Source organism: Paraburkholderia sp. BCC1885 (genome assembly GCF_900996235.1).
Lineage (GTDB): Bacteria > Pseudomonadota > Gammaproteobacteria > Burkholderiales > Burkholderiaceae > Paraburkholderia.
In genome coordinates this window covers 696,367-721,959 of sequence record NZ_CAAJGM010000208.1, presented here as the reverse complement: position 1 = coordinate 721,959, position 25,593 = coordinate 696,367, and the positions used below count along the sequence as shown (strand labels likewise).

At 65.9% G+C, this 25,593-nt stretch carries 22 protein-coding genes; 6 read left to right on the top strand and 16 right to left on the bottom strand.

Translation table 11 applies throughout. The annotated features are described in order from the left end of the window. Positions 1-32: 32 nt before the first annotated feature. The 9 genes from FQ755_RS21850 to FQ755_RS21810 all read right to left on the bottom strand — a co-directional run bounded on the left by FQ755_RS21850 (position 33) and on the right by FQ755_RS21810 (position 8,550). Positions 33-554, bottom strand: coding sequence for a dihydrofolate reductase (locus tag FQ755_RS21850; RefSeq protein WP_144156876.1), 522 nt, complete (start codon positions 552-554; stop codon positions 33-35). A gap of 122 nt (positions 555-676) precedes the next feature. Next, complete coding sequence (locus FQ755_RS21845) at positions 677-2,245, bottom strand: sigma-54 dependent transcriptional regulator (protein ID WP_144156865.1); 1,569 nt, start codon at positions 2,243-2,245, stop codon at positions 677-679. Positions 2,246-2,269: 24 nt separating this feature from the next. Then, positions 2,270-3,676 (bottom strand): hypothetical protein, encoded by a 1,407-nt coding sequence (locus FQ755_RS21840; RefSeq protein ID WP_144157114.1) that lies wholly within the window; start codon positions 3,674-3,676, stop codon positions 2,270-2,272. A gap of 147 nt (positions 3,677-3,823) precedes the next feature. Beyond that, on the bottom strand, positions 3,824-4,627 hold the full coding sequence (locus FQ755_RS21835) for a peptidase C39 (RefSeq protein WP_144156863.1): 804 nt from the start codon (positions 4,625-4,627) through the stop codon (positions 3,824-3,826). 6 nt (positions 4,628-4,633) lie between these two features. Further along, the gene (locus FQ755_RS21830; protein WP_260858787.1) at positions 4,634-5,248 is read right to left on the bottom strand and encodes a C39 family peptidase; all 615 of its coding nucleotides are present in this window, start codon (positions 5,246-5,248) and stop codon (positions 4,634-4,636) included. Positions 5,249-5,418: 170 nt separating this feature from the next. Beyond that, positions 5,419-6,804, bottom strand: coding sequence for a hypothetical protein (locus FQ755_RS21825; protein WP_144156859.1), 1,386 nt, complete (start codon positions 6,802-6,804; stop codon positions 5,419-5,421). A 29-nt stretch (positions 6,805-6,833) separates the two neighbouring features. Continuing rightward, on the bottom strand, positions 6,834-7,481 hold the full coding sequence (locus FQ755_RS21820) for a hypothetical protein (RefSeq protein WP_260858758.1): 648 nt from the start codon (positions 7,479-7,481) through the stop codon (positions 6,834-6,836). Beyond that, positions 7,478-7,987 (bottom strand): hypothetical protein, encoded by a 510-nt coding sequence (locus FQ755_RS21815; protein ID WP_144156858.1) that lies wholly within the window; start codon positions 7,985-7,987, stop codon positions 7,478-7,480. The genes FQ755_RS21820 and FQ755_RS21815 overlap by 4 nt, the downstream gene beginning before the upstream one ends. A gap of 56 nt (positions 7,988-8,043) precedes the next feature. Continuing rightward, positions 8,044-8,550, bottom strand: coding sequence for a hypothetical protein (locus FQ755_RS21810; RefSeq protein ID WP_144156856.1), 507 nt, complete (start codon positions 8,548-8,550; stop codon positions 8,044-8,046). A gap of 537 nt (positions 8,551-9,087) precedes the next feature. On the opposite strand from FQ755_RS21810, the gene FQ755_RS21805 reads away from it, so the two are divergent. After that, positions 9,088-10,479: a sigma-54 dependent transcriptional regulator gene (locus tag FQ755_RS21805; protein ID WP_144156854.1), complete on the top strand. Its 1,392-nt coding sequence runs from the start codon at positions 9,088-9,090 to the stop codon at positions 10,477-10,479. Positions 10,480-10,578: 99 nt separating this feature from the next. Further along, positions 10,579-11,550 (top strand): thymidylate synthase, encoded by a 972-nt coding sequence (locus tag FQ755_RS21800; RefSeq protein WP_144156852.1) that lies wholly within the window; start codon positions 10,579-10,581, stop codon positions 11,548-11,550. A gap of 44 nt (positions 11,551-11,594) precedes the next feature. On the opposite strand, the gene FQ755_RS21795 is transcribed toward FQ755_RS21800, so the two are convergent. From FQ755_RS21795 to FQ755_RS21785, 3 genes are all read right to left on the bottom strand, one after another. Then, positions 11,595-11,813: a hypothetical protein gene (locus tag FQ755_RS21795; RefSeq protein ID WP_144156851.1), complete on the bottom strand. Its 219-nt coding sequence runs from the start codon at positions 11,811-11,813 to the stop codon at positions 11,595-11,597. 80 nt (positions 11,814-11,893) lie between these two features. Then, positions 11,894-14,542 (bottom strand): DUF6600 domain-containing protein, encoded by a 2,649-nt coding sequence (locus tag FQ755_RS21790; RefSeq protein WP_144156849.1) that lies wholly within the window; start codon positions 14,540-14,542, stop codon positions 11,894-11,896. A gap of 196 nt (positions 14,543-14,738) precedes the next feature. Further along, positions 14,739-15,455 (bottom strand): ArsR/SmtB family transcription factor, encoded by a 717-nt coding sequence (locus FQ755_RS21785; RefSeq protein ID WP_144156847.1) that lies wholly within the window; start codon positions 15,453-15,455, stop codon positions 14,739-14,741. 260 nt (positions 15,456-15,715) lie between these two features. On the opposite strand from FQ755_RS21785, the gene FQ755_RS37565 reads away from it, so the two are divergent. From FQ755_RS37565 to FQ755_RS21770, 4 genes are all read left to right on the top strand, one after another. Next, on the top strand, positions 15,716-15,859 hold the full coding sequence (locus FQ755_RS37565) for a hypothetical protein (RefSeq protein ID WP_186308617.1): 144 nt from the start codon (positions 15,716-15,718) through the stop codon (positions 15,857-15,859). A gap of 158 nt (positions 15,860-16,017) precedes the next feature. Beyond that, entirely contained in the window at positions 16,018-17,337 is a 1,320-nt protein-coding gene (locus FQ755_RS21780) for an MFS transporter (protein ID WP_144156845.1), read from the top strand. A gap of 94 nt (positions 17,338-17,431) precedes the next feature. Then, complete coding sequence (locus FQ755_RS21775; RefSeq protein WP_409937532.1) at positions 17,432-18,529, top strand: GlxA family transcriptional regulator; 1,098 nt, start codon at positions 17,432-17,434, stop codon at positions 18,527-18,529. 235 nt (positions 18,530-18,764) lie between these two features. Next, on the top strand, positions 18,765-19,271 hold the full coding sequence (locus tag FQ755_RS21770) for an acyl-CoA thioesterase (RefSeq protein WP_144156841.1): 507 nt from the start codon (positions 18,765-18,767) through the stop codon (positions 19,269-19,271). 154 nt (positions 19,272-19,425) lie between these two features. On the opposite strand, the gene fumC is transcribed toward FQ755_RS21770, so the two are convergent. The 4 genes from fumC to FQ755_RS21750 form a co-directional block, all read right to left on the bottom strand. Then, positions 19,426-20,826, bottom strand: a complete 1,401-nt coding sequence (gene fumC / locus FQ755_RS21765; protein WP_144156839.1) for a class II fumarate hydratase — start codon at positions 20,824-20,826, stop codon at positions 19,426-19,428. 94 nt (positions 20,827-20,920) lie between these two features. Next, a complete protein-coding gene (locus tag FQ755_RS21760; protein ID WP_144156837.1) occupies positions 20,921-22,552 on the bottom strand; it encodes a phospholipase D family protein in 1,632 nt (543 codons plus the stop codon). A 469-nt stretch (positions 22,553-23,021) separates the two neighbouring features. Then, positions 23,022-23,978, bottom strand: coding sequence for a bile acid:sodium symporter family protein (locus tag FQ755_RS21755; RefSeq protein ID WP_144156835.1), 957 nt, complete (start codon positions 23,976-23,978; stop codon positions 23,022-23,024). A 154-nt stretch (positions 23,979-24,132) separates the two neighbouring features. Continuing rightward, a complete protein-coding gene (locus tag FQ755_RS21750) occupies positions 24,133-25,515 on the bottom strand; it encodes an MATE family efflux transporter (RefSeq protein ID WP_144156833.1) in 1,383 nt (460 codons plus the stop codon). Positions 25,516-25,593 lie beyond the last annotated feature (78 nt).

The following is a 25,593-nucleotide window of genomic DNA, read 5'->3' as shown; positions in this document are numbered from 1 at the left end:
TACCTGCTCGCGAGTCCCCGCGTGAGGCGAATCTACGCCTCGCGCGAATTCGCCACGCCGCCCTTGCGGCGGTACGTCACAAACGCGTAGTCGAATTCGTTGGGCGCATGAGCCCGGTGCGTCTCGTGCGCGACTTCTTCCCATTCCTGCGAATCGAGTGCGGCGAAATGCGCGTCGCCTTCGAAGTCGATCGAGATTTCGGTGACGATCAATTTGTCCGCGTGGCGCAGTCCTTCGGCGTAAAGCTCGGCGCCGCCGATCAGAAACGCCTCCGGCGCCTGATCCTGGGCTGCGAGCTCGAGCGCCTCGTCGAGGTTGGTGGCGGTGTCGCAGCCGTTGAAGCGGCGCGCGGCATCGCGGGTGACGACGATATTGCGCCGTCCCGGCAGCGGCCGGCCAATCGACTCATGGGTTTTGCGGCCCATGATGATGGGCGCGCCCATGGTCGTGCGCTTGAAGAACGCAAGATCCTCGGGCAGGCGCCAGGGTAGCTGGTTGTCGCGGCCGATCACGCCATTGCGGGCGCGAGCGACGATCAGGGTGAGCGTCGTCATCGAGTGAACACGGGAACGTAATCGTCCCGATTCTACCTGACGCCCGGGTCGCGACGGCTACACCGGCGCGTAGTACGGGCGCGCGCGCCTGCTTACGGGGACGGAGCGCGAGGCCGCTGCGGTTACTCGCCCGCTCCGGCCCCCGCGTCAGGCACGTCAGGCACATCGGACAGGCCGTCCTCGTCCGCGCCGGGCGCCTCGCGCAAACCGTAGGTGCCCATCAGGCGTGTCAGCGTCGCGCGCGAGACGCCCAGATCTACGGCCGCTTCGCACAGGCGGTGGCGGTGCCGCAACAGGGCGGATTCGATCGCGCGCTTTTCGGCGGCTTCGCGGGCTTGCGCGAGGCTCATGGGTTCCTGCGCGGTGTAGTGCGCCAGATCGAGGTCTTCGGCGGAAATCAGCTTGTTCTCCGCCATCACAATGGCACGGCGCACGCGGTTGATCATCTCGCGCACGTTGCCCGGCCAGTTGTAGTTGTACATGGCCTCGATCGCCGAGGGCGTAAAGCCGCGGATCTTGCGCGCGCTATCGGTCTTGAACTTGCGCATGATGTGATGCGCGAGAATTTCGATGTCCTTGCCGCGCGCGCGCAACGGCGGCTCGTCGACCCGCAGCACGCACAGGCGGTGGAACAGGTCGGCGCGAAAGCGGCCATCGCGCATCGCGGTTTCGAGGTCCACGTGGGTAGCCGAGATGATGCGCACGTCGATGGGAATCGATTCGCGCCCACCCAGACGTTCGATCTTGCCTTCCTGCAGGAAACGCAGCAGGCTCGCCTGGCTTTCGAGCGGCAGATCGCCGATTTCGTCGAGCAGCAGCGTCCCCCCATCCGCCTCTTCGACCCGGCCGATCTTGCGCTGGTTGGCGCCGGTAAACGCGCCGCGTTCGTAGCCGAATAGTTCGGATTGCAGAAGATGATGTGGAATCGCCCCGCAGTTGATGGCGATAAACGGCGCCTTGCGGCGCCGCGAGCGCTCGTGAATCGCCAGCGCGGTGAGCTCCTTGCCGGTGCCCGACTCGCCCGAGATGAACACGCTCGCATCGGTGTTGGCGACCTTGCGGATGGTGCGAAACAGATTCTGCATCGCCTCGCAGGTGCCTACCATTTCTTCCTCGTCGCTGGCCGGCGCGCTGCCGATATCGTCGGGATCGCACAACGTCACCATGCCGAGCGCGTGGCTCACGAGGTAGTCGATCGTTGCGTGCGCAACCGGTTTCTTCACGTAGTCGAAGCAGTAATGACGGATCAGGCGGCGCGCTTCCGGATCGGTCAGACGCTCGGCGGTGGACAGCGCAATCCAGCCGATCTGCTGATGGCGCAGACCCGCTTCGAGGCCGCCCAGATCGCGCAATGCAAAGCTCGCCAGATCGACCACGCCCGCGTACACCACGTCGGGCTTGATGAGCCGGCTCGCCTCATGCGCCGTGCGCGCCACCATGACGTTCCAGGCGCGGCTCTTCAGGTGCGCAACCAGCGTTTCGTCCGGCGTGCGCGCCACGTACAGCAACGCCCGTTCGGCCTGCGCATGGGGAATCCGCGGCGCCGCTTTGGAACCCGCTGCGGCATCCGGCGGTTGTCCGGGCGAGACGTCCCGCGGCCGCCCCGCGGGCGCTTCCTGCGGCGCGCGCGCCAGAGAAAGATGCGTGCCCGTGGGCGCGGTAACACTGGTCAGATGGGGGGATTCGCGCACGATCAGCCTCGTATCGTTGGCACGTCAAAAAGTGTAGGGAAAGCGCACGCCGACCACGAAGTTCGGCGTGTCGGGCGTGAGCCCAACCGAAACCGAACCGTTGATCGTCAGGTGCTTGTTCACTACGTGATTCAGACCAAAGGTGATGGCCGACGCGGTCGTCTCGCTGCCCGGCACCTTGGAGTACGTGCCGCCCGGCGCCTTGGTCTGCGACTCCGGCTCCAGCGCCATGGTGTAGGACACGCTCGCCGAATCCTTGTCGGAGAAGGCCAGTGCCGCGCCGCCGCCGAACTGGATGACGTCGCCGAGTTTGACCGTCGCCGGTTCGGTCTGGCCGATGACCGACGAGATGTCCGAGAACGAGCGCGCGATGTTATAGGTGTACGAAACACTGCCGAACAGCACCACCGGGTCGTAGGTTTTCAACGCCGACAGGCCGGCCGTCACGTTCCAGAAGCCGGTGCCGGTGGGCAGCTTGTTGGGCGCGACGAGGTTGGTATTGTCTGCGTCGACCTGCTGGAGCTTGATGCCGAACGGCGACGAACCGGTCGGCGCCTTGACCCGCAGACTGGCGACCAGGTCCGGCAGGCTGTTGGTTTCCTTCATGAACTGGTAGTACACGCCGAAGTTGACGTCGCCGATATCGCTCGAGTTCGCCGACGCATCCGACAGCGTGCTGGCCGCGCCACCCGCGCCGCCGACGATGAAGTTGCTATGCCGGTAGATATACGGCACGTCGACGTCGACGCTCAGCCGGTCGCTTACGCCGTAGCGCGTGTCGAGATCCGCCATCACCTGGTGCGACTTGGTTTCGCCCAGGTTGATGTTGCCGAGGAAAATCGCATCGAGCGCGAGGAAGCCGGACAGTTGCAACTGGCGGCGGTCGTAGTAGGTATCGCTGATGCCCCAGTCGAAGGTCAGCTTGTGGTCGAAGAGCGGCGCCAGTTCGCGCTGGGCGACGGCTTCTTCCGATTGCGTGCGCACCGGCTGGGCGTCCTTCTGCGTCTGGCCGACCGCGCCGGTGCCGTCGCTGGCAGACGGCAGGCCGCCGGCGCTGCCGCCATCCGGCGCGGGCGGATTGACCGGCACGCCGGTCGCGGTGCCGGTGCCGCCGCCGGGCGCGGGTGTGCCGCCCGGGTTGATCTGGGCCAGTGGCGGCAGCGGCACGGGCAGGCCGTCCGCACCGGGCTGCTCGGCCACCGCGGCGCTGTCGGCCGGTGCGCCGGCTCCGGGCATGCCGCGACCGCGCTGCGACATCTCCAGCGTCGTCACCTGCTGTTCGAGCGAATTGATCTGCTTCTGCTGCTCGCTGACCACGCGCATCAACGTGTTCAGCCGGTCCTCGACGGATTGGTCGCCGAGCGCCTGGGCGCAGGCCCCCTGTGAAAGTGCGAACAACATCACGGCAGCAGGGATGGCCGCTAAAACCATGCGCGGCGCCCCGATGGTGGAAAGTCTGGTCATTTTTGTTCCCCCGGTATTCAGACCGCGCGTCCTGTGTCTCCTTGTGGCTCGTGCGGTCGCTTTGGTGCTTCGATACTTCGTATTCCTTCTTTTTTCATCGGGTTGCGGCCCGTGTTATCTCCTCACGGTGTTTTGCAGGGCTTGTAGTACGCCGAGTTGGCGAAGCATCGAGGCCGACATCTGTTGTGTCTGCAAATGCAGTTGCAACGCGTTGGCGACTTGCTGGTTATTGCCTGCAATCTGAAGTAGCTGCGCGATCTGGCCGGCCTGGGTCGAGGTGCCCGGCGTGATCGTTTGCGTGGCGAGGCCTGCTGGCGTTTGCAGGGCGATGGCGATGCCGCCGTTGTTGAAGCTCACGCCGGCTTTGACGGAACCGGCCGTGTTGCTCGCGAAGGCTGAGGTCTGGTTGTTGGTGGCGCTGTTCGGCAGACTGCTCAACGGGGTGTTGAAGTCGATCAGCGTCTGGTTGTTGCCGCTGTTGCCGTTGCCGGCCACCTGCGCGATCTGCGAGACGCCGTTGACGCTCGTGTTCTCGCCGCCGCTGGCGCTGGCGTTCGGATTGGCGCCGCTGTCCCGGTTAGTGTTCGGGCCGGTGACGCTGGCGGACGAACCAACCCGAACCGACACCTGGTTGAGCGCGTTGGTCACAATGGAAAGTGCGCCCTGCGCGACGGCGGTGGTGCCATTGGGCAGGTTCCATTGCGACAGCAGGTTCACCACCACACCGGAGATGATGTCGCCCGCGACGCCTTTGCCGCTTTGCGATGCGAGGATGGTGTCGTCGACCGGTTGTAGTTTGATGGCGGCGACGTCTTCGAAAAGAGGGACTGCCGTCGGCTCGGCGGCCTGCGCGACGGAGGCGAGACTGCAGGTCGCGAAGCACAACGCGCAGGCGACGGTAAGTAAGTTTCGATCCATGATGAGTCAGAACAACTCTGCCTTGATCAGACCGTATTCAACGAAGGGAGTCGCTGCCGTACCGTTTTCCAGTGCACGTTCACGCAGTTTTAGCGCGAGCGACTCGTTGCCTTGCAAGAGCGGAGAATCCTCCCTAAATGGCTTGCCCACGACCGCGAATACGAGGCCGTTCCACTTCTTGACGAAGTCGTCTTCGGAAATGATGCGGTTACCCAACGCGGGGTCGGCGAGAAAAATGAGCCCGTTTTCCGCATGCTTGACGATGACGAAGTGTTCGTAACCGTCGCTGTTCATCAGCACGATCACGGGGATCTGCAGGTGGTAGAGCGCCTCGGAGGCAACCCGGAAGCCGCGGCCGCGCAGGCCGAGCGTCTCGACGAACTTCTTCATGTCGAGCATCGAGAAACCGTTTTTCACCACCACGGCCGGTGTCGAAAACACCATCATGCGGCGGATCATTTCGGTCTCCGGAATGTCGATGCCATAGCCGAATTTCAGCAAGGTGGCGAGCGCCGCCGAGCCGCAGCTATAGTCGTAACGCTGGGAAACGATGTGGTTGTAGCGCAGCTCGCGAACCGAATGCACGTTCAGATCGAACGGCACGCCCGCGGCGGCGTACATGTTGAGCGCACTCTGGGCGTGCCCCGGCTGTGACAGCCAAAGGCCGGCGCCGAGCGCCAGAACCAGACAACGCGTGACCCTGCTCACCCCGAACATGGTACTTCCCCCTGCGGAGACAGCCGGCCAGCTCGAAGGCTGACCGGAGTCTTCCTGCGTCGATGCTTTAGTTGCTAGTGCGACACGCTGGCGACTGCGAGGCCGTTGTGTTGCAGGTTGCCTACCCCCGACGCGATGTTCACGCCGATGTTGCCGCTGGCTCCAGCCAGTGCGCCGGCGCCGAGCAGCGACGAACCGGTGAATTCGCCATTCACGCTGGCTGCGGCGGTCTGGCAGTTCTGGTCGCTGGCGAGCACTTCGCCGCCATCGACCGCGGCGCCGTGCAAGCCAGTGGGCTTGCTGTCAGTCGTCGCCGAAGCGGACAGGCTGTTGTTCTGCACGTTGCCCGCACCCGACGCCACGTTCACGCCGACATTGCCGGTCGCACCGGCAAGCGCGCCTGCGCCGACCGAAGAGACGAAGTTGAAGTCACCGATCTTGGCCGTGCCGTTCGACGACTGGGTCGAGTAGATCTGCGAGCTGCCGAACACCGGGCCCACGTCCATGTTCGTCAGGGCGGCGTCGTTGGACTGCGCGTTGTCGACACCGGTGGCGATGTTGACGCCGACGTTGCCGCTCGTGCCGTCCAGCGCGCCGTTGCCAATGCCCGCCGACATCGTCGTGGCCGTTTCGGTGTTGATGTGTTCGGTGATGCTCCCGTTCACCGTCACTGCACCGGCGTTGTCCGCGTAGTCATGCGACCAGCTGGAAGCGTGGCTGCCTTCCGAGAACGCGTAATTGGTCTTGTCGCCGTAGCCGGCGTTCGAGTTCGTGGTCGTGCTGGTGTTGCCGGCCTCATAGCCGCCCCATGCCGCGCCGTAACCGGCTGCGGCCGCCGCGACGCCGGCGCCCGCGTTTTGCGACTCATGCGTGTTCAGCGCGCCGGCAAAACCCGCGGCCAGGCCGCCGACGATCACGCCGTCGCCGACGCCGAGACCGGCGATCAGGCCTGCGGCGAGGAAGCCGTTTGCCGAAGCATGCGTGTTGGCGTAGCTGTAGCTCTGCGTGGCCGCGGCGATGCCTGCCGTGAAGCCGCCACCGGCGACGAAGCCGCCCGCGGATGTCGAAGTCGTGGTGTGCGAGTTGACGTTGCCGTAGTTGTAGCCGCTGGTGCTATACGACTGGCTGTAGCCGCCGCCGCTGCTGCTGCCGCTGGCGTCGTTCCAGACGTTGGCGGTGTGGATGCCGGTCGTCACGTTGCCGGACGTGTAGGTTTGCGGGGGCGTCTTCATGTCGACGCCGCCTACGTTGACGTTCTGCGTGTTGTTGACCGTGGCGCCGCTGCTGCTCGACACATCGACCCGGCCGCGCAGGGTGATGAAGCCGAACTCGCCGATGTCGGTATAGAGGTCCGTGGCGGTGAACAGCTCAGCCGGGTCGCAGCCTGCCGTGCATTCGGCGTAAGCCGAGCTGACTGCCATCGTCGAAAGAACAGCTGCTGCAATGAGAGTGCGCTTCATGATGACGCTCCGATAGAGAGTGTGGCTCGTTAGAAAAAGGTGCCCGCCGGGGGACGGAGCACAAAACTGTTTGAACTGACATTGCCCGTGCCGGCAGCCTGGTTGATCTGGACGATGCCGCTGACGTTCTTGAGCGCGTCCGTGCCGATGGACACCTCGCGTGCGTCGTGGTTTTCGCTGGACCTTCCTGTACCGACGTTTTTGGCGGTCGTAGCGGATAGGATCCCATCCGCTACGATCTCCCCCTCAACCGGAGCCGCACCGATCACGGCGCTGTTCCGCTGAAGATTCGCTGCACCCGCCGACTGATTCACTTCAATCAGACCGGAGGTGTTCGAGAATGCGTTGTTGCCGATGTCGCTGCGTGCGGCCGTCGTCCTCGCATTGGCCGACGCGCTTTGCACGCTGCCGGTCAGGTTCAGGGGCGCGGGTCCATTCATCAGGACACCTTGATTTGCCTGGACGTTATCGAGCCCGGCGGTCTCGTTGATCGCCACCACGCCCGTAGCGCCGGTGACTGCGCTAGTGCCGATCACCGATTGCACGTCCACCAGGGCGGACGGCGGCGTCTGGGCGTGGGCGGCGAAGCTCGCGCCGCACAGCGCGAAGACGAGCAGTGAGCGCAGCGATTGACGTGACGGCAGGGGGTTCATGGCCATTGCCCGGTAGGTTTTCATTTGATGGAGCCCATCGCGGCGCCGAGCGGGGCCAGTGCGCCGGTGATGGTCTGGGTAATCGTGCTGCCGATGCCGCCTGCGCCGCCCAAGCCCGCCGCCGCGCCGACAGGCAGGCCGCTGCCGTTGCCATTGCCCGCGAGCATGTGTTCGATGCCGTTGGTGCCGACCAGCGCCGGCATGAAACTGCTGCCGGTGCTGATGCCGGTGGTGCCGTGCGCGCTGTTCAGGTCGAGGTCGCTCGCCATTGCGCCGAGCGCGCCGTCGAAGGCCACGGTCGGGAACGTCTGCACCTGCACGGCGATCGGGTCGTCGTTGCGCGGCACCGGCACAAACGCGTCGCGCGGGGTGATGTCACGCTCGATGATCAGGTTGCCGGGCTGCGTGGCCTGCTGCGCGGCAGCGGGGACCGATGAGACCGCGGCGCCGGCGGCGAGCACGCTGCACAGCACACAGAGCAGGGTCCGGTGGTCGCTGCGAAGGCTTGGCATCTGGATTGAGGCGTTCATGTCGGTTCCTTGGCGGACGCGCGGCTGGCGTTGGGCAGCGAGCGGGCGTCGTCCGGCTAATTTCTCTGATACGTGGTGAGGTTGCCTTGCGCCGAGCGGGCGACGTCGACCGGAATCGGTAACTGCGAGGGCGGCGCGATTTCGTCCCACAGCGTCACGCCGTTGCCGCCGCCGCTGCCATTGCTGACCCGCATCAGTTGCGGCGTCGCCGCCACCATGAAGAGGCCGCCGAAGCCGCCGCGTTGCTGCGACAGCGCCTGGTCGTCGAGCACCGGATCGGTTGCTGCGACCGCGTCGGCCGGCATGCTCAGCACGTTGCCCGCGAGATCGCTGGCGGAGGCTGGGGCATTCGATGTGTCGGCCGCGCTGCTGGGCACGGTATCGGGGACCGCCACCGCTGCGGGCGCGTCGCTCGCGAGGGTGGCGGCCCCGGTATCGGGCGAACTGGCGGTGAGGGATTCCTGGGCGTTGGCGCCCAGCGGCAGCGCAACAATCAGCAACGTGGCGCACAATGCGGCGTAGGGCTTAAAGCGGTGCAGGTCGATGCGGAAAGCGAGTCGCATGATGTGTCTCCTTGGTGCGGGACATTTAGCGAAACGTGTGCCATCAGCCGCAATCGATTGATACGGCTGGGTCTCAGGTAACAGCCTCGAAAGAAACTCGTGAAAATGCGGAAAAAACGTTTCAGCCCTGAAACGGGCAGCAGGAAATACCGATAAAGCGCGATTAACGCCGTCACCGGAAAGGTCAGGGTAGACACGTAGGATCGCCTTCTGGAAACGCTTTATTCAGACTGCGTAGACTTCTGGAACGCCCGCCCAGAGCGGCTGGGCGGTGAAGTGGGTGATTAAATTCGCATATTTGTTTTCGAAGCGGCGCGCGTATAGTAAGCTCTCGAAAACAGAGTCACATTTAAAAAAAGCCCGTAGTTGGGCCGTCTCAATCACACACGCCGTTTTTCGGGGATCAGCTGTCCGCACGGAATGGAATGGCCGTTCGGTTTTTGCTATGCGCGAATCCCGAGCTGAGTCAATGCGCCTGAAACAATGTTTCGGCGCGTGCCGTCATCCTTAACGTTCGTTGACGAGAGGATCTGAATAATGGAACCCGCAACGCGGCAACTGATTTACGTTTCGCGTGACCCTAGCGCGGAACTGCATAACCAGTTTCATCAACGCGGCTGGCACGTTGAAGTGGTCGGTTCGGCGCGTGACGTCCGTCGTGCCGTTCGCTCCGGTATGGCCGCGGGTGGACTGCTCGATCTGTCGAGCCATTTTCAGCAGCATGAGATCGCCGCGTTCGAGTCGTGCCTGACGATGCCCAACGTCGGCTGGGTTGCCGCGACCATGCCTGGCCAGTTGCAGGATGCCGCGTTGCGCCGGCTCGTGCGCGACTATTGTTTCGATTACGTGACCGTGCCTTACTCGGGCGACAGGATCGTCGATTCCGTCGGGCATGCTTACGGCATGATTTCACTCGGCGAACCCGGCTCGAACGACGGCTCGCCCAATGGTGCAGAAGGCGAAATGGTCGGCTCGTGCGATGCGATGCTGGCGCTGTTCCGCTCCATCCGTAAAGTGGCGATGACCGACGCGCCGGTGTTCATCTCCGGCGAATCGGGTACCGGCAAGGAACTCACGGCGGTAGCGATTCACGAACGTTCGTCCCGCCGCGCCGCGCCTTTTGTCCCCATCAACTGCGGCGCGATACCGCCGCATCTGTTGCAGTCCGAACTGTTCGGCTATGAGCGCGGGGCGTTTACCGGCGCCAATCAGCGCAAGATCGGCCGCGTCGAAGCGGCCAACGGCGGCACGCTGTTTCTGGATGAAATCGGCGACCTGCCGCTCGAAAGCCAGGCGAGCCTGCTGCGCTTCCTGCAGGAGCGCAAGGTGGAGCGGCTGGGCGGCCATGGCGCGATCGACGTCGACGTGCGCATCATCTCGGCGACCCACGTGGATATGAACGCCGCGATGATCGAAGGACGTTTCCGCTCGGACCTGTATCACCGTCTGTGCGTGTTGCAGATCGACGAACCGCCGTTGCGGGCGCGTGGTAAGGACATCGAACTACTTGCGCGGCACATGCTGGAACGTTTCAAAAAAGATGCAAGCCGCCGGCTGCGCGGTTTTGCGCCCGACGCCATCGCCGCGCTGCACAATTACAGCTGGCCGGGCAACGTGCGCGAACTGATCAACCGGGTGCGGCGCGCCATCGTGATGTCGGAAGGGCGCGCGATTACCGCGCGCGATCTCGAACTTGCCGAATACGTGGAAATCGTGCCGGTGTCGCTCGCGCAGGCGCGCGAGGCGGCGGAGCGCCAGGCTATCGAACTGGCGCTGTTGCGTCATCGCGGCCGGCTTGGCGATGCGGCGCAGGAACTGGGCATTTCACGCGTGACGCTGTACCGTCTGCTGTGCGCGCATGGAATGCGGCATATGGAAGGCGAGCCCATCGTGCCGCATGGCGAGCAGGCGACGGTGCCGCACATCTGAGCGCCTTGCGCTTTTGGGGCGCCGCTCGTCCGCGCTTGCTAGAATCGGGTTTTGTCGCGAAAAGTCCTGGGCGCCCGGCGCCGGGCCGAAGGAACCCGAATGAAACAATACCTCGACCTCGTCCGCTCGATTCTCGATACCGGCACGTGGCAGGAGAACCGCACAGGCATCCGCACCATCAGCATGCCGGGCGCGATGCTCCGCTTCGACCTCCAGCAGGGCTTCCCCGCCGTCACGACCAAGAAACTCGCCTTCAAGTCGGCGATTGGCGAACTGGTGGGCTTCCTGCGCGCCTCGCGCAGCGCGGCGGACTTTCGCGATCTGGGCTGCAAGGTGTGGGACGCGAACGCCAATCAGAATCCGCAATGGCTGGCCAATCCGTACCGCGAAGGTCCTGACGACCTCGGCGACGTGTATGGCGTGCAGTGGCGCAAATGGCCGGCCTACAAGGTGCTGGATGCGTCGGCGAGCGCGCAGATCGCGGATGCGAGCGGGCGCGGCTACCGGGTTGTCACCGAATTCGACGAAGACGGCGCCCGCAAGGTGCTGCTGTACAAGGCCATCGACCAGTTGCGCCAGTGCCTCGACACGATCATGCAGAACCCGGGCGACCGGCGCATTCTGTTTCATGCGTGGAACCCTGCGGTTCTGGAAGAGATCGCCTTGCCGGCTTGCCATCTGCTTTATCAGTTCCTGCCGAACGCGGCGCGGCGCGAAATTTCGCTGTGCCTCTACATTCGCAGCAACGATGTGGGGCTCGGCACGCCGTTCAATCTGACCGAGGGCGCGGCTTTGCTGCATCTGGTTGGCCGCTTGACGGGTTACACGCCGCGCTGGTTTTCGTATTTCATCGGCGACGCGCATATCTACGAAAATCAGCTCGACATGCTGCAACGGCAGCTAACGCGCGAGCCTTATGAAAGCCCGCAGCTGGCGATCGATGCGCGTGTGCCGGATTACGCCAAAACCGGCGTGTACGAGCCGGAATGGCTCGAAAAGATCGAACCAGCCGATTTCTCGCTGGTCGGTTACCGGCATCATGAGCCGCTGACTGCGCCGATGGCGGTTTAACGGCTTCTGGCGACGCCGTGCGCATCTGTTCCCGGTGAATCTTTTCACGGTAACAGCGTGCGCATAGCCGGAGTCGATATCGCGTCGATGTGGCGAAACGCTGGCGCGGCTTGATCGGTCTCGGCGGCGTCCACGCCGAACTCCTCGAAGTAGACGCGCCACTGCCGCGCCGCGCGCCAGATGTCCGCGATCAGTTCGCTGGCGGCGCGCTGCGATAGCGTGAATCGACCGTGCCGGCGACGTGCATTGTCCCGCGTGGCCAATCTGGGGCGAGCTGGCGAACTCGTGACCTGCCGGGTCGAGCTGGAACAACGCCGTCGCTGCCGCCGTCAGCGAGCATTCATTACCCCCTCCGATGCTCCTCATGCCCGCCGTTGTTGGAATGCTGCTCCTGACGCGGCTGCGCATGGGGCTGTTGAGCCTGTTGCGGGGGACGGGCTTCGGGCCGAGGCTGCTGAACCTGCTGCGGGTGGTATTCCGGGCGCGGCGCCTGCTGAACCTGTTGCGGATGATATTCCGGACGAGGCTGCGCCTGAGCTTGCGGCTGCGGGTGATACTCCGGACGCGGCGCCTGCTGAACCTGCTGCGGACGATATTCCGGACGAGGCTGAGCTTGCGTCTGTGCCTGCGGCCGGGCCTCTTCACGCTGAGCCTGCTGCGCCGGCGGCGCGGCCTGCTGGCGATACTCCGTCGCGCGCGCCTGCTGCTGCTGTTGCTGCTGCGCGGGGTTGGGCTCGCGCTGAGCCTCTTGTGGGGCCCGCGCCGCTGCCGCCGGATTCTCCGCCGGATGCGGCGCCCCACGTTCCTGCGCCTGCTGCTGCGCGGCGAAACCCGCTTGTGGCTGCCGGTTCTGCGGCCCACCCGCCTGCTGCGCAAACGGCTCACGCGCCGCGCCGCCCTGTTGTGGCGCGCTGCCATGCTGCTGCGCCTGGATCGCCATCGGCGTATGCGGCTGCGTCCATGCCGGCTCGTGACGAGCTTCGGCCGCCGCCTGCTGCCCCGTTGCCGGCGCAACGCCATTACGCTGGGCGAACGAGTTCGGATTCGCACCGGCCGTTGCTGCCTGCGGCGGACGCGGCACGCCGTTGTTCGGTTGCGGCCGCTCATTGGCAAGCTGCGCGGGCGCAACGGGCGCACCCGGCGTTCCCGGCCGTCCCTGTTCAGCGACTCCACGCGGCGCCTGCGCCCCGTTCGGCCCCGTACCGCCGAACCCAGACGGACGAGGCGCCCCATTCAGCGCGGGCTCGCCCGGCCGCGCCGCACCCTGCGCCGCATTCTGTGCGACATGCGGTTCGGCGCCGACGGCACCCGTCGCCATACGCGGTGAATTCGCCTGAACGACCCGCACGTTCTGCGCGGTCGCCGCCGCGAGACCGCCACGCGTCCCCGCACCGGCGAAATGCGCCGGCACTGACGTCCGCACGATCGGCTCGCCGGCGCCCGGCACTCGGCCGCCGCCTTGCGCAAACCGTTGCGCGAGCGTGTCGTGATAGGCCGCGGGCACCGACGGACTACGCGTCGCCACGACCGAGCGCGCCGTCGCTGCGGCGGGCGGCCGGTAGTTCGCATTGCGCATGCCGGAATCGAAGCTCTGCCGCACCGGCGCGATGCCCGGGCCGCCCGGATTGAATTGCGCGTTTCGCCATTGCCGCGGATCGACCTTCTGGGCGAAGCGGCCAACCGGCTGGCCATGCACGAAGGCGGTCGCCGGCACGGCCGTCACGCCACCCGGCGCGCGGTAGTTGATGTAAGTGTTGTGAATGTTGGTGATGTTGGTGACGTTCACCCGGTGGTCGTAGTTGTTGACGCGGTTGTAGTAGCCGGGGCTCCAGCCGCCGCCGCGCGGATGCCACGGCTCACCCGGGCCGAGCGGGAACCAGGCAAGGCCCGCTGCAGCGACGCCGCCCACCGCGAGACTCACGCCCCAGTCGAACGAACCGCCGCCATCGCCGACAAACGCCACCAGCGCCGGCGCATACACCGGCTGCTCGCTGACGACGACCGGACCGGGCACCCACGCCCACGAATCGTCGACATAAGCCCAGCGGCCGTAGTGATACGGAGCGAAGCCCCACGGCGCGTCGTCGACCCATGTCCAGCCCCACGGCGCCTGCCAGACCCAGTGGCCGTCGTGATAGGGCGCCCAGCCGGCCGGCACCGCGCTCGGCACCCACACTTCGCCGTATTGCGGGTTGCTGCGCCACGTGCCGTTGGCGTCGAGGTCTTCGTAACCGGGCACATCGCGCGACACGTAGCGGGCCGACACCGAACGGTCTTCGGCGGCGTCGCGGCCGGCCGCCCACTGATCGAAGCCGTCGAGGCCCGGCGCGCCGTTGTCGGCGACCTGCTGCAGGGCGGTGCCGGCGAAGCGGATCTGCTGGCCGGCGGCGACCGGCACCTGGCCGTTGTCGCCGTACACAGTGGCGCTGCCGCTGCGTACCGTGACGGTCGTGCTGCTGCCGTCGGGCGCCACGTCCACGCGGTAGTCGCCGGGGCCGGTCACGCCGAGCGCGAGGTTCGGCGTGTCGATCTCATAGGTCGAGCCCGGCGCGAGTTCGCGCACGCGGGTCGACAGCGTGCCTTGCGCAATCTTCAACTGCGCGTTGCTGTCGTCGAGGTTGAGGATGTCGAGGCTGGTCGAGTCGCCGAGCCGCACGGCCGTCGAGCCGATATGCAGTTCCGCGCGGGCGTTCTGGTCGTCCCAGAGTTGGTCGCCGGTGGTGAGCGGACGGTTGATCTGCGCGTAGGACCAGTCGGTGGCGCCGGCGGGTTCGGTGGTCACGGCACCCGACGTGTAGTTCAGGCGCGCCACGCGTCCCGGCGGGTCGACATTGCCGGCGCTCTGGGTCGCGCTGGGCGCGTCGTCCGGAGGCGGCCCTTCCTGGGCGAAGCTGGTTTGCGCGGCGAGCGAACATACGGCTGCGGCAATCAGGGTGTATCCGGTGACGTGGCGCAGCGCGGGTCGGGATACGGTGAATGTTTTCGTTTTCATGGTGTGTCTCTCAAACGGACGCTTCGTTGTTGCATCCGTGAAAACACTCTACCGTTGGGGCCTGTTTCAAGGCGTCGACATTTGTAAGCCTCCCTGGCTTGCGTGTAACAAAACGTGTTGCCGTGCCGGTTGTTTGGCGATTCTCGCTGGACCTGACCCGAACCCGGCGGTCCGGCGCGGCCCTCCTGCATCCGGGTCAGGAGGGCTGCAAAAATTCGTTGAAATGCTGATGCCCGGCGGGCGTCACTCTGAGGATGCGCGGCCGTTCGGTGCGCTCCACCCAGCCATGCGTCGACCAGGCGTCGAGCAGCGCGGCGCCGAGCGCGCCGCCCAGATGCGGACGGCGCACGCTCCAGTCCGGGCAGGTGCACGCGAAGCGGCGCCGGCGGCTGCGCTGGCCCGCTGCGTCGATTCCCCACGCGGCGAGTTGGGCCACGCCGTCCGCGGTGGCTTCGAGGGCGTTGCCGTGCAGGCTCAGCAGCTCGTGGCTCAGCATCTGCTCGAATAGCTGCACGGACAGTTCGCCGGCCATGTGGTCGTAGCAGGTGCGGGCGTAGCGCATGTCGACGGGCACGGTGCGCGCCGGACGCGGCGTCGTGCGCTGCGACGCGCTTGCCTGCGCGACGTTGGCGAGCGCTTCGATTGACGCCGCGATATCCGCCGACGCAATCCGGAAGTAGCGATGCCGGCCGCGCACTTCGACGGCCAGCAGGCCGCCTTCGGTCAGACGCGCCAGATGGGCGCTGGCTGCGGAGGGCGAGAGGCCGGCCACCATGGTCAGTTCGCCGGCCGGGCGCGCGCTGCCGTCCATCAACGCCCAGAGCATGGCGGCGCGGCCGGGGTCGGCGAGCAGGGCGCCGATCCGGCTCAAGCCTGGAAAGTGGTTGTGTTCATCGGAAAGCAAAGCGGACATGAATGGCTCCTGAGGCTGGCGCGCGTGCGCGCTCGTCGACCTCTTCACTATATCGGAGCGTGGTATTCGACGTTTCGGGTTGACGTGAAATGTGGGATGCGAATGGCCGGTCGGCGGCGAAGCGGGCTGGGGCAAGCACCGGCGGCGCGGTGAGGTGCGGCGAGGCAAAGAAAAGCACGGCAGCCGTCCGCGCCGCGCTTGCGCGCGCCATGAGCCCACCAGGCTAGAATCAAAACCTGCATCCGGAGACCCCTTTCCCCATGAAACTTCTGTTAGCCCTTGCCGCTACCGCGCTGCTGTGTGCCGCCTGCGCACAAGGCGGCTCGGCGCCCCCGAGCGCGGATTCGAGCGGCATCACGATGTACGGCACGATCGACGAAGGTCTTTCCTATCACAGCAAATAGGGGCCACGCTGTGCGGCGTGGATGATTCGTTTCGCCGCGCCACGAGTTTTTCAGGCGGTCCACGACGTGTGGCAGGAATTGATGCATCATTGTCACTTCTGCCAACGTCTGCCATGTGACGATCAGGCTTCGTTCTTCCAGCAACGCGAGGCTTGCCGATGTCGTCACAGTCTGTGGTTTCCCTAGCCAGTTCCGGATTCCGCCCCCGCACGGGAACGGTCGCCGCCATTCCCACAGCAGACTCAGGCCAGCAGGCCGCCCCGGAGCAACCGGGCCGCTGGCGCGGCACCGGCGTGCTGGCGGTCTGCCAGGCGCTCTACACGTCCTCGGTCTCGATCGATCTGACACTGACCGGTCTGGTCGGCTACAACCTCGCCGACGACAAAGCCTTCGCCACACTGCCGTTTTCGCTGATCACCGTGGCCGCCGCGCTGACGACGATCCTCGCCTCCTTCCTGATGGCGCGTATCGGACGACGCGCGGGCTTTCTGCTCGGCGCGGGCGTGGGTTCGCTGGGCGGCTCGATTTCGGTGTGGGCGATCTTCCATCACAGCTTCTGGGCGTTCTGCGCGGGCACCGCGACGGTCGGCGTGTTCCAGGCCTTCGCGCAGTATTACCGGCTCGCTGCCGCCGATGCGGTCGCCGTGCCCGCCAAAAGCCGCGCCATTTCGACGGTGCTGACGGGCGGCGTGGTCGCCGCCGTGCTCGGGCCGCTGCTCGCCGCATGGAGCAAGGACTGGCTCGCGCCGGTCGCGTTCGCCGGCTCGTATGCGCTGGTCACGCTGCTGGGGCTGATCTCGCTGGCGTTGCTGGCGCTGGCCTATCGCGACGCCGCGCCGTCCACGCACGCCGGCATGGCTGGGGCGTGCGCCGCAGAAGCGCCGCGTCCGCTCGGTCAGATCGTCCGGCAGCCGATTTTCGTCGCCGCGCTGGCAAATAACGCTCTCGGCTACGCGGTGATGATGTTCGTGATGACCGCGACGCCGATCGCCGCGCTCGCCTGCGGCCACACCATCGGCGACGGCGCGCAGATCATCCAGTGGCATCTGGTCGGCATGTTCGCGCCGTCGCTGTTCTCGGCGCGCCTGATCCAGCGCTTCGGGGTGCTGCGCGTGATCGGCTGTGGGATCGTGCTGTCGGCGCTGTGCGGCGTGTTCGCGCTGCGCTCGACTGACCTGGCGCATTTCTACGCGGCGCTGGCCTGTCTCGGGGTGGGCTGGAATTTCATGTTCGTGGGCGGCACGACACTGCTGGCGCAGTCGTACCGGCCGTCCGAGCGCGCCAGGACGCAGGCGACGAGCGAATTCACCACCTTCGCGTGCTCGGCGCTCGGCTCGCTGTTCGCGGGGCAACTGCTCGCGCACTTCGGCTGGGCGATGATCAACGCGGCGATCTTTCCGTTTCTGGCGCTCGCCGCGCTGGCGACGCTAGGCTATGGCTGGTCGCGTTCGCGGCAGGCGGCGTGGGTGTCGTCGTGAACGTGGCGGCGGCAAATTGCCGAATGGTTCGACTGAGGATTGAGGAAAAACGCTGATGGTTGCTTCGTTTCGAGTGGCGGCTTTGGAACCGGCTTTGGAATCTGTTGAATCGCCTCGGCCGGAAGGCGGGGACGAGCGCGACGCAGCGCAGCCGGGCGTGGCGCCCAGGGCGCGCCACGTCGTGTTCGCCGTGGCGCCGGAACTGGTGCTGCTCGACGCCTGCGGCCCGCTCGAGGCCTTCTGGCGCGCCGAGCTGACGGTTGCGGCGGCTGCGGCGGGCGCGCCGCTCGCGTTGCACGATGGTGCCGCGACGGCTTATCGCACGACCGTAGCCTCGATCGACGGCGGCGTCCTGCAGACTTTTCCGGGCCTGCCGGTCGTGACCACGCGTCTGGACGCGCTCGACGACGAGCCGATCGACACGCTGATCGTTCCCGGCGTGCCAGTCGACGACGGCGCGCCGCTGCAGCCTGAACTGGTCGCGTGGCTGGCGCGCCGCGCGCCGCAGGTGCGGCGGGTGTGCTCGGTATGCACAGGCGCGTTCTATCTGGCCGCCGCCGGGCTGCTGGACGGCCGCCGCGCCACCACGCATTGGCGCGACGCGGCGCAACTGGCGCGGCGCTTCCCGACAGTCGAGGTCGACGCCGATCCCATCTTCATCCGCGACGTGCGCGACGGCCGCGCCGTCTGGACCTCGGCAGGCGTGACGGCCGGCATCGACCTCGCGCTGGCCCTGATCGAAGAGGATCTCGGCCACGCGGTCGCCATGCAGGCGGCGCGCCGGCTGGTGGTGTTCATGAAGCGGCCGGGCGGTCAGTCGCAGTTCAGCGCGGCGCTCGCGGCGCAGGCGTCGGCGGGCGGGCCGTTCGAGGCCTTGCATAGCTGGATGGCCGCGAATCTGCGCGACGACCTGTCAGTCGAACGGCTCGCGGAACGCACCCGCATGAGTCCGCGTACCTTCGCGCGCCGCTATGTGGACGAGGTGGGCCGCACGCCGGCGCGGACGGTCGCGGCATTGCGTCTGGAGGCTGCGTCGCGCTGGCTGGCCGAATCGCGCCGGCCGCTCAAACGGATCGCGCTGGAGTGCGGGTTCGGCAGCGAGCAGAATCTGCGGCGCGCCTTCATGCGGCGGTTCGGCGTGCTGCCGCTCGATTACCGCGAGCGCTTTGCCGCGGCGCAACCGGTCCGCTGAGGCTTTCCGTGCCTGTAGGGGCAGGCCGGGTCGGCGCGCCGTCCGTGGCGCCAGCAGCTGACGCGCCTTTGGACGTCGCCGGACGGCGTGCCGCTCACGTCCGGATCATTCCGGCCTCGCCGGTTCGCCTGTTTCCCGTACAACAAAACACCCTTACCGACCGCCCGGCACGCCGCAGTCAAAATTGCGCTCGTATAATCGGCTCCTTTCGACACACTGTTTGACCGGAGTCAAGATGAGCACCCCTTCCGCCGCGCCGCTGGACCGTTCTGAAACCACGTTCCGCTTTCTTGCCGAGCCGACCTCGGTCAACTTCGGCGGCAAGGTGCACGGAGGCGCGCTGATGAAGTGGATCGACGAAACCGCCTACGCGTGCGCCGCCGTCTGGTCGGGGCGCTATTGCGTGACGGTCAGCGTCGGCAATATCCGCTTTCGCCGGCCAATCCTCGTCGGTAATCTGGTCGAACTGCGGGCGCGCGTCGTCAATACCGGCCGCACCAGCATGCACATTCATGTGTCGGTGCAGGCGGGCGATCCGAAAGGCGGCGAGCTGATGCAGACCACCGATTGCCTCGTCGTGATGGTGGCGGTCAACGAAAATGGCCATCCCGTGCCGGTGCCGGCTTTCGTCCCCGAGACCGACGAGCAGAAGCGCCTCGCCAAATACGCGCTGGACGTGAAGGAAGCGCTCGACGCCATCGTCGAACTCAAGCCGGAAGAAGTCGCGCAGGGCAAGATCTAGGCGTCAGGCCGTCCCCGGCTTTTTAAAAGCAGGCAGCCGCAAAGAACAAGCGCCGCGCCGGTCACGACGACCGGCGCGGCGCTTGTGCGTCATCGGTGCCATCCGCAAGGCGGATCGGCGCGAACCGGCGCGGCTGAGCCTGGCTCAGCCCAGCTTAGCCCGCCGTATTTCCGACCATGTCGTGCGGCTTTACCCACTCGTCGAACTGTTCCTCGGTGACAAAACCGAGCGCCAGCGCGGATGCCTTGAGCGTGGTGCCTTCCTTGTGCGCCTTCTTGGCGATCTTCGCGGCCTTGTCGTAGCCGATGTGCGGATTGAGCGCCGTCACCAGCATCAGCGACTCATTGAGCAGCGTGTCGATGCGTTCCCGATTCGGCTCGATGCCCACCGCGCAGTTGTCGTTGAAGCTGTGCGCGCCGTCGGCGATCAGGCGGATCGATTGCAGTACGTTGTGCGCAATCATCGGACGGAACACGTTCAGCTCGAAATTGCCGCTCGCGCCGCCCATATTCACCGCGACGTCGTTGCCGAACACCTGGCAGCACAGCATGGTCATGGCTTCGGACTGGGTCGGGTTGACCTTGCCCGGCATGATCGAGCTGCCCGGTTCGTTTTCCGGAATCGATAGTTCGCCCAGGCCGCAACGCGGGCCGCTCGCCAGCCAGCGGATGTCGTTGGCGATCTTCATCAGGCTCGCCGCCACGGTCTTCAGTGCGCCGTGCGCGAACACTAGCGCGTCGGCGGCGGCCATCACTTCGAATTTGTTCGGCGCCGAGACGAACGGCACGCCCGTCAGCTTGCCGATGGCGGCCGCGACCTTGTCCGCGAATTGCGGATGCGCATTCAGACCCGTGCCGACCGCCGTGCCGCCCTGCGCCAATTCGTACAGATGCGGCAGCGCCGTTTCGACGTGGCGAATGCCGTGGTCGAGTTGCGCGACATAACCGGAGAATTCCTGGCCGAGCGTGAGCGGCGTCGCATCCTGCAAGTGCGTGCGGCCGATCTTGACGATTCCCGCGAACGCCTTCGCCTTGCTGTCGAGCGTCGCGCGCAGCACCTTCAGCGCCGGCACCAGATGCTTGACGATGCCCACCGCCGCCGCCACGTGCATGGCGGTCGGAAACACGTCGTTGGAAGACTGGCCGCGGTTCACGTCGTCGTTCGGATGCACTTTGCGGGCTTCGCCGCGCTCGCCGCCCATCAGCTCGCTGGCCCGGTTCGCAATCACCTCGTTGAGGTTCATGTTGGTCTGCGTGCCGGAACCGGTTTGCCACACCGCTAGCGGAAATTCGCCGGCATGCTTGCCCGCGATGATCTCGTCCGCTGCCTCGATGATCGCGCGGGCCTTGCTTTCCTCGAGCACGCCGAGGCCCAGATTGACCTCAGCCGCCGCACGCTTGATGACGGCTAACGCCGTGATCAGTTCGGGCGACTGCTTCTCGGTGGAAATTTTGAAGTTCTGCAGCGAGCGCTGGGTCTGCGCGCCCCACAAACGAGCGTTCGGCACGGCAATCTCGCCGAACGTGTCGCGCTCCATTCGTACGTCTTCGGTCATGGTTCAACTCCGCTTTTGCTGAATAACTGCGTGGTTCGGATGGCCTGCGCGCCGCTGCTGCGAGGACACATCAAGGCGCAAACTACGGCGCAGATCAAAGCTGTCCCTGGACTGGCAATAGCAAGAATAGACCCGTCATCAGATTCCGGTAAAAACCGGCTTGCGGGTCGACGCTGTAGGTGCGCTGCATGCCGTTCTCGACGTCGGTCCAGACAAGCTGCGACTGCGGCGCACCAATGTAGCTGAGTCCGGCGAGTTGTGCAGGCGTCGCGAGCGTCACACGAAAGCTGACTTCGGGCGTCGTGGCGCGATCGAACAGAGTGGCGACCTGGCCGGCCAGCTCCGGGCTGTGGATGAACAGCGCCAGTTCCGTGTTCAGATTGGTCGAACGCGGATCGAGATTCATCGAGCCGATGACGAGAATCTTGCGGTCGAGCACGTAGGTTTTCGCATGCAGGCTGGCGCGCGAACCCGAACCCGCCACCGACACCCGCGGACTGTTGTTCTGCTCCGGCTTGAACTCATACAGCTCGACGCCGTCTTGCAGCAGCGGCACGCGGTACGGGCTGTAGCCGGCCTGCACGGCGACGGCGTCGGTCGCGGCGAGCGAGTTGGTCAGCACCGCCACCCGCACGCCGCGGTGCGTCAGTTGCGCGAGTGCCTGCACGCCCGCATCGTGCGGCACGAAATACGGCGACACCACCAGAAAGTCCGTCTGCGCGTCCTTCATCAGGTCCGCGAGCCGTTGCATCGGTGGGCTCACGTAATCCGGCGACGGCTGGTCGATCTTGCCCGGCGTGTCGGCCTTGAATTCCGCCGGCGCCCAGATCAGGCCGAGTGAATTATTCGCGATCTGTGTGGCGAGCGGCGTCGCATTCAAAGGCTTGGCGTTATAGGGATCGGCGTTGGTGCGCCAGTGCTCGCGCAAGGCGTCGCGGGTGGCGTCCAGTTCCTGCGCCGAGAAGTTCTGATGATTGAGCGCCTTCAACGGATAGGCTCCGGCGCTGTTCCAGTACTCGTCGAAACTCGCGGAGACGTCGGCGGTGACGGGGCCGGCGGCCAGCACGTCGAGATCGCGGAATTGCAGCGTCGTGCTGGCGCTGAAGTATTCGTCGCCGAGATTGCGGCCGCCGACGATCGCCAGCTGGTTGTCCGCGATCATCGCCTTGTTATGCATGCGGCGCGTGAACTGGTCGATCCTGGTCAGCAGATTGGTGGTGCGTTCGAATACGCTGCGATGCGTGCTGCCAAATGGATTGAACACGCGCACTTCGATGTTGGGATGCGAGTTCAGTCCGGCCATTACGTCGTCGATGTCCTTGAAGTTCAGGTCGTCGACCAGCATGCGCACGCGCACGCCGTGATCCGCCGCGTAGAGCGCGGCGCCGAGCAGCAGCTTGCCGGTGGTGTCCTCGTTGGCAATGTAGTACTGCATATCGAGCGTTTTGGTCGCGGCGCGGGCGAGCGCAATGCGCATCTGCAATGCTTCGGTGCCGTCCGAGAGCACGCGAAAACCCGATTCGCCGGGATGCGCAAGCTCGACAGGCGCCAGGGCCGTGCTGAGTGCGGTCGATGTCGAAGTGGGCAGGGCGTGCGTGACCGGACGGTCGAACGAAGCGGCTGGCGGCCGGCTTGCGCAGGCGGTCAAAAGTGCCGCTGTGGCGCATAGCAACAGGCAACGCTTGCCGATGTGTGTCGCCATTTGCGTGATGGGGCGCGGGAACATCGAGCTTCCCGTTGATTCATGATGAGATTGCGACACGAGTTTGTTATTGCTGTTGTACACCGGCACGCTGTTCCTCCGCTGGATTCGGTTCGCACACGCTGATTCGACGCAGGCGCATAGGCATGGCGTCTGGGCGCTGGTGAGGAAAGCATTCTAAGGGGGAATGGGTCTGACGAGTGCGGGAGTTCGCAGACGCGCGGCGGTGGGCGGAGCGCGAAGGGTTTTCGCGTGACGCGGTGAATGTGGATGAATCAGTGATGCCCGAGTTGATTCGGTATGCTGATTAATTGTGAGGTGAGGTGAGGCGTGCGCGGGTTGAAGCATGGCCGGCCACGCCCGCCTCGTTTGAACCCGTGCCGGCGCTGCGCTCGTCAGGGACGAAAACAACGCCAGCGCTTCAGGAACTGCCGTGAACTTTTGCGATTGCGGCTCTGCGGCTTTGGCCACGGCTTTTTCTCACGCCGTTATTTCACCCGCGCCTGACGTCGAAGGCGGCGGCGTCGCGATGCGTGGAGCCTTTGGCCGGACGACCGGCCCAATAGCCCGCCAGCAACGATCCCGACAGGTTATGCCACACGGAAAACAGGGCGCCCGGCAATGCCGCGAGCGGCGAGAAATACAGCTTGCCGAGCGTGGCCGCGAGGCCGGAGTTCTGCATGCCAACTTCGATGGCGAGGGTCCGGCACACGGCTTCGTCGAAGCCGAGCAGCCGGCCGCCCCAATAGCCGCCGAGCAGGCCGATGCCGTTATGCAGCACCACGCCCACCATCACCACCAGCCCGACCGAAGCGATGCTCTTCTGCGTGCCACCCACCACGGCCGAGATGATGAGCAGAATCGCGATCATCGAGATGAGCGGCAGGACCGGTTCCACCTTGCGCACCAGCTTGCCGAACAGATGGTTGATGACGAGGCCGACGACGATCGGCAGCGCGACGATCTCCAGAATGCTCATGAGCATGCCGTGCACGTCGACGACGATGGACGCGTCGACATAGAGGCGCGTGAGCAGCGGGGTGGCGAATACGCCCACGAGCGTCGACAGCGCGCTGATCGTCACCGACAAGGCCACGTCGCCGCGCGCCAGATAGATCATCACGTTCGAGGCCGTGCCGCTCGCGACGCTGCCCACCAGCACCATGCCGGCGGTCAGATCGGGCGGCATGCGCAGCACCCGGGCGATGGCCCAGGCGGCGAGCGGCATCACCAGATAGTGCAGCACGATGCCGGCGACGACCGGCGCGGGCCGCGTAAAGACGCGCCGGAAATCGGCAATGGAAAGGGTCACGCCCATCGCCAGCATGATGATGGTCAGCAGCGTGGTGACGTGCGGGGCGATAAAGCTGAAGGAGGCCGGCGAGAAATAGGCGGCGAGCGAGATCAGCACGGCCCACAGCGGGAAGAGACGGGTAACCCGGGCAAGCATGTCAGGAGGTCCTTGATACTGTTTGTTTTTGGATGAATCGTTGTGCTGAAGACGGCGGCGGCGCGGGCGCGTCCTCGTGGGACGCGTGGACCTGCTGCGAGGGTGACCGGGATGGGCCGGGAGACTAACCGGAGGGTATTTTAACCGTCCGCGCCTAACCGTCCGCACGCCGCAGGCTGAGGCGGTGAAAACGCAGCGTCATCAGCAGCGCGACGCTCGCGAGCCCTGCGGCGAGCCCCCACCACAGGCCGCGCGTGCCCAGGCCGAGGTGAAACGCCAGCACGTAGCCGGTCGGAAAACCGATGCCCCAGTAGCCAAACGCCGCGGCGATCATCGGCACGCGGGTGTCCTTCAGGCCGCGCAGACAGCCGGAGCCCACCGTCTGCATGCCGTCGACGATCTGGAAGATCGCGGCCACGCCGAGCAGCGAACTGGCGAGCTTGACCGTGGCCGCATTGGCCGGATCGTCCAGATGCAGATACAGGCCGACGATCCAGTGCGGCGCGAGTATCAGCAGAAGCCCCGACAACGACATGAAGGCGACGCCGAGGCCGAGCGCCACGAAGCCGGCATGGCGTGCCGCGAGCGGCTGCCCCGCGCCGGACCAGTAGCCCACCCGCACATTGGCCGCCTGGCCGATGGCAAGCGGCACCATGAAAGCCACGGACGCGACGTTCAGCGCAATCTGGTGCGCGGCCAGCTGGGCTTCGCCGAGCAGCCCGACCATCAGGCCGGTGGCGAGAAACAGCGTGGATTCGACGCCATACGTGATGGCGACCGGCCAGCCGATGCCGAACAGCTCGCCCATCAGCGGCAAGCGAGGCCGCGCCGCGGTGACGAAATGCCGGTAGCGCGGCCGCAGATGCAGCCACGCCATCAGCACGAGCGCGGTGATCCAGACGGTGATGGTCGTGCCGCACGCCGAGCCGAGGAAGCCGAGGCGCGGCAGGCCGAACACGCCGTGGATCATGCCGTAGTTCAGAAAGCCGTTGATCAGCACGCCCACCAGCGAGACCCACAGCAGCCGCTTCGCCGCGCCGATGGCCGGCAGGAACGAGCGCATCAGGCCAATCCCGATCAGGCTGCCGGGCGCGCCCCAGCGCACGATCGCCGCATATTCGCCGACGTTGTGCGCGAGCAGCGCCGGTTCGCCGAAGGCCGCGAGGATCGGCGCGGCGAACGACAGCAGCGCGAAGGCCGGGATCGCCAGCAGCACCGACATCACGAGGCCGGTCCAGTAGATGTCCGGCACACGGTTCTCCGCCTGCGCGCCACGGGCGTGCGCGACGCTCACGCTCACCGAAGTCAGCACGCCTTGCAGCAGCGTCACGACCACGAAAAACAGGTTCGCGCCGAGGCCGCCGGCCGCGAGCGAGTCGGGGCCGAGCGCGCCGAGCAGGATCGTGTCGGTGACGCCCATGGCCATCTGCGACAACTGGGCGATGGCGAGCGGGGCGGCGAGGCGGGCGGTGTCGGCGGCGTGACGCGTCAGGGTCGGCGGCGGGACGGCCACGCGGGAGAAGCCGGATTGGGTCATCGGTCGTGCGAGGTGGCGGGGCGGCGCCCGCGCCGTATCTGTCAAAACTGACAGCTTATGGGCCAGGCGCGCGGTTGT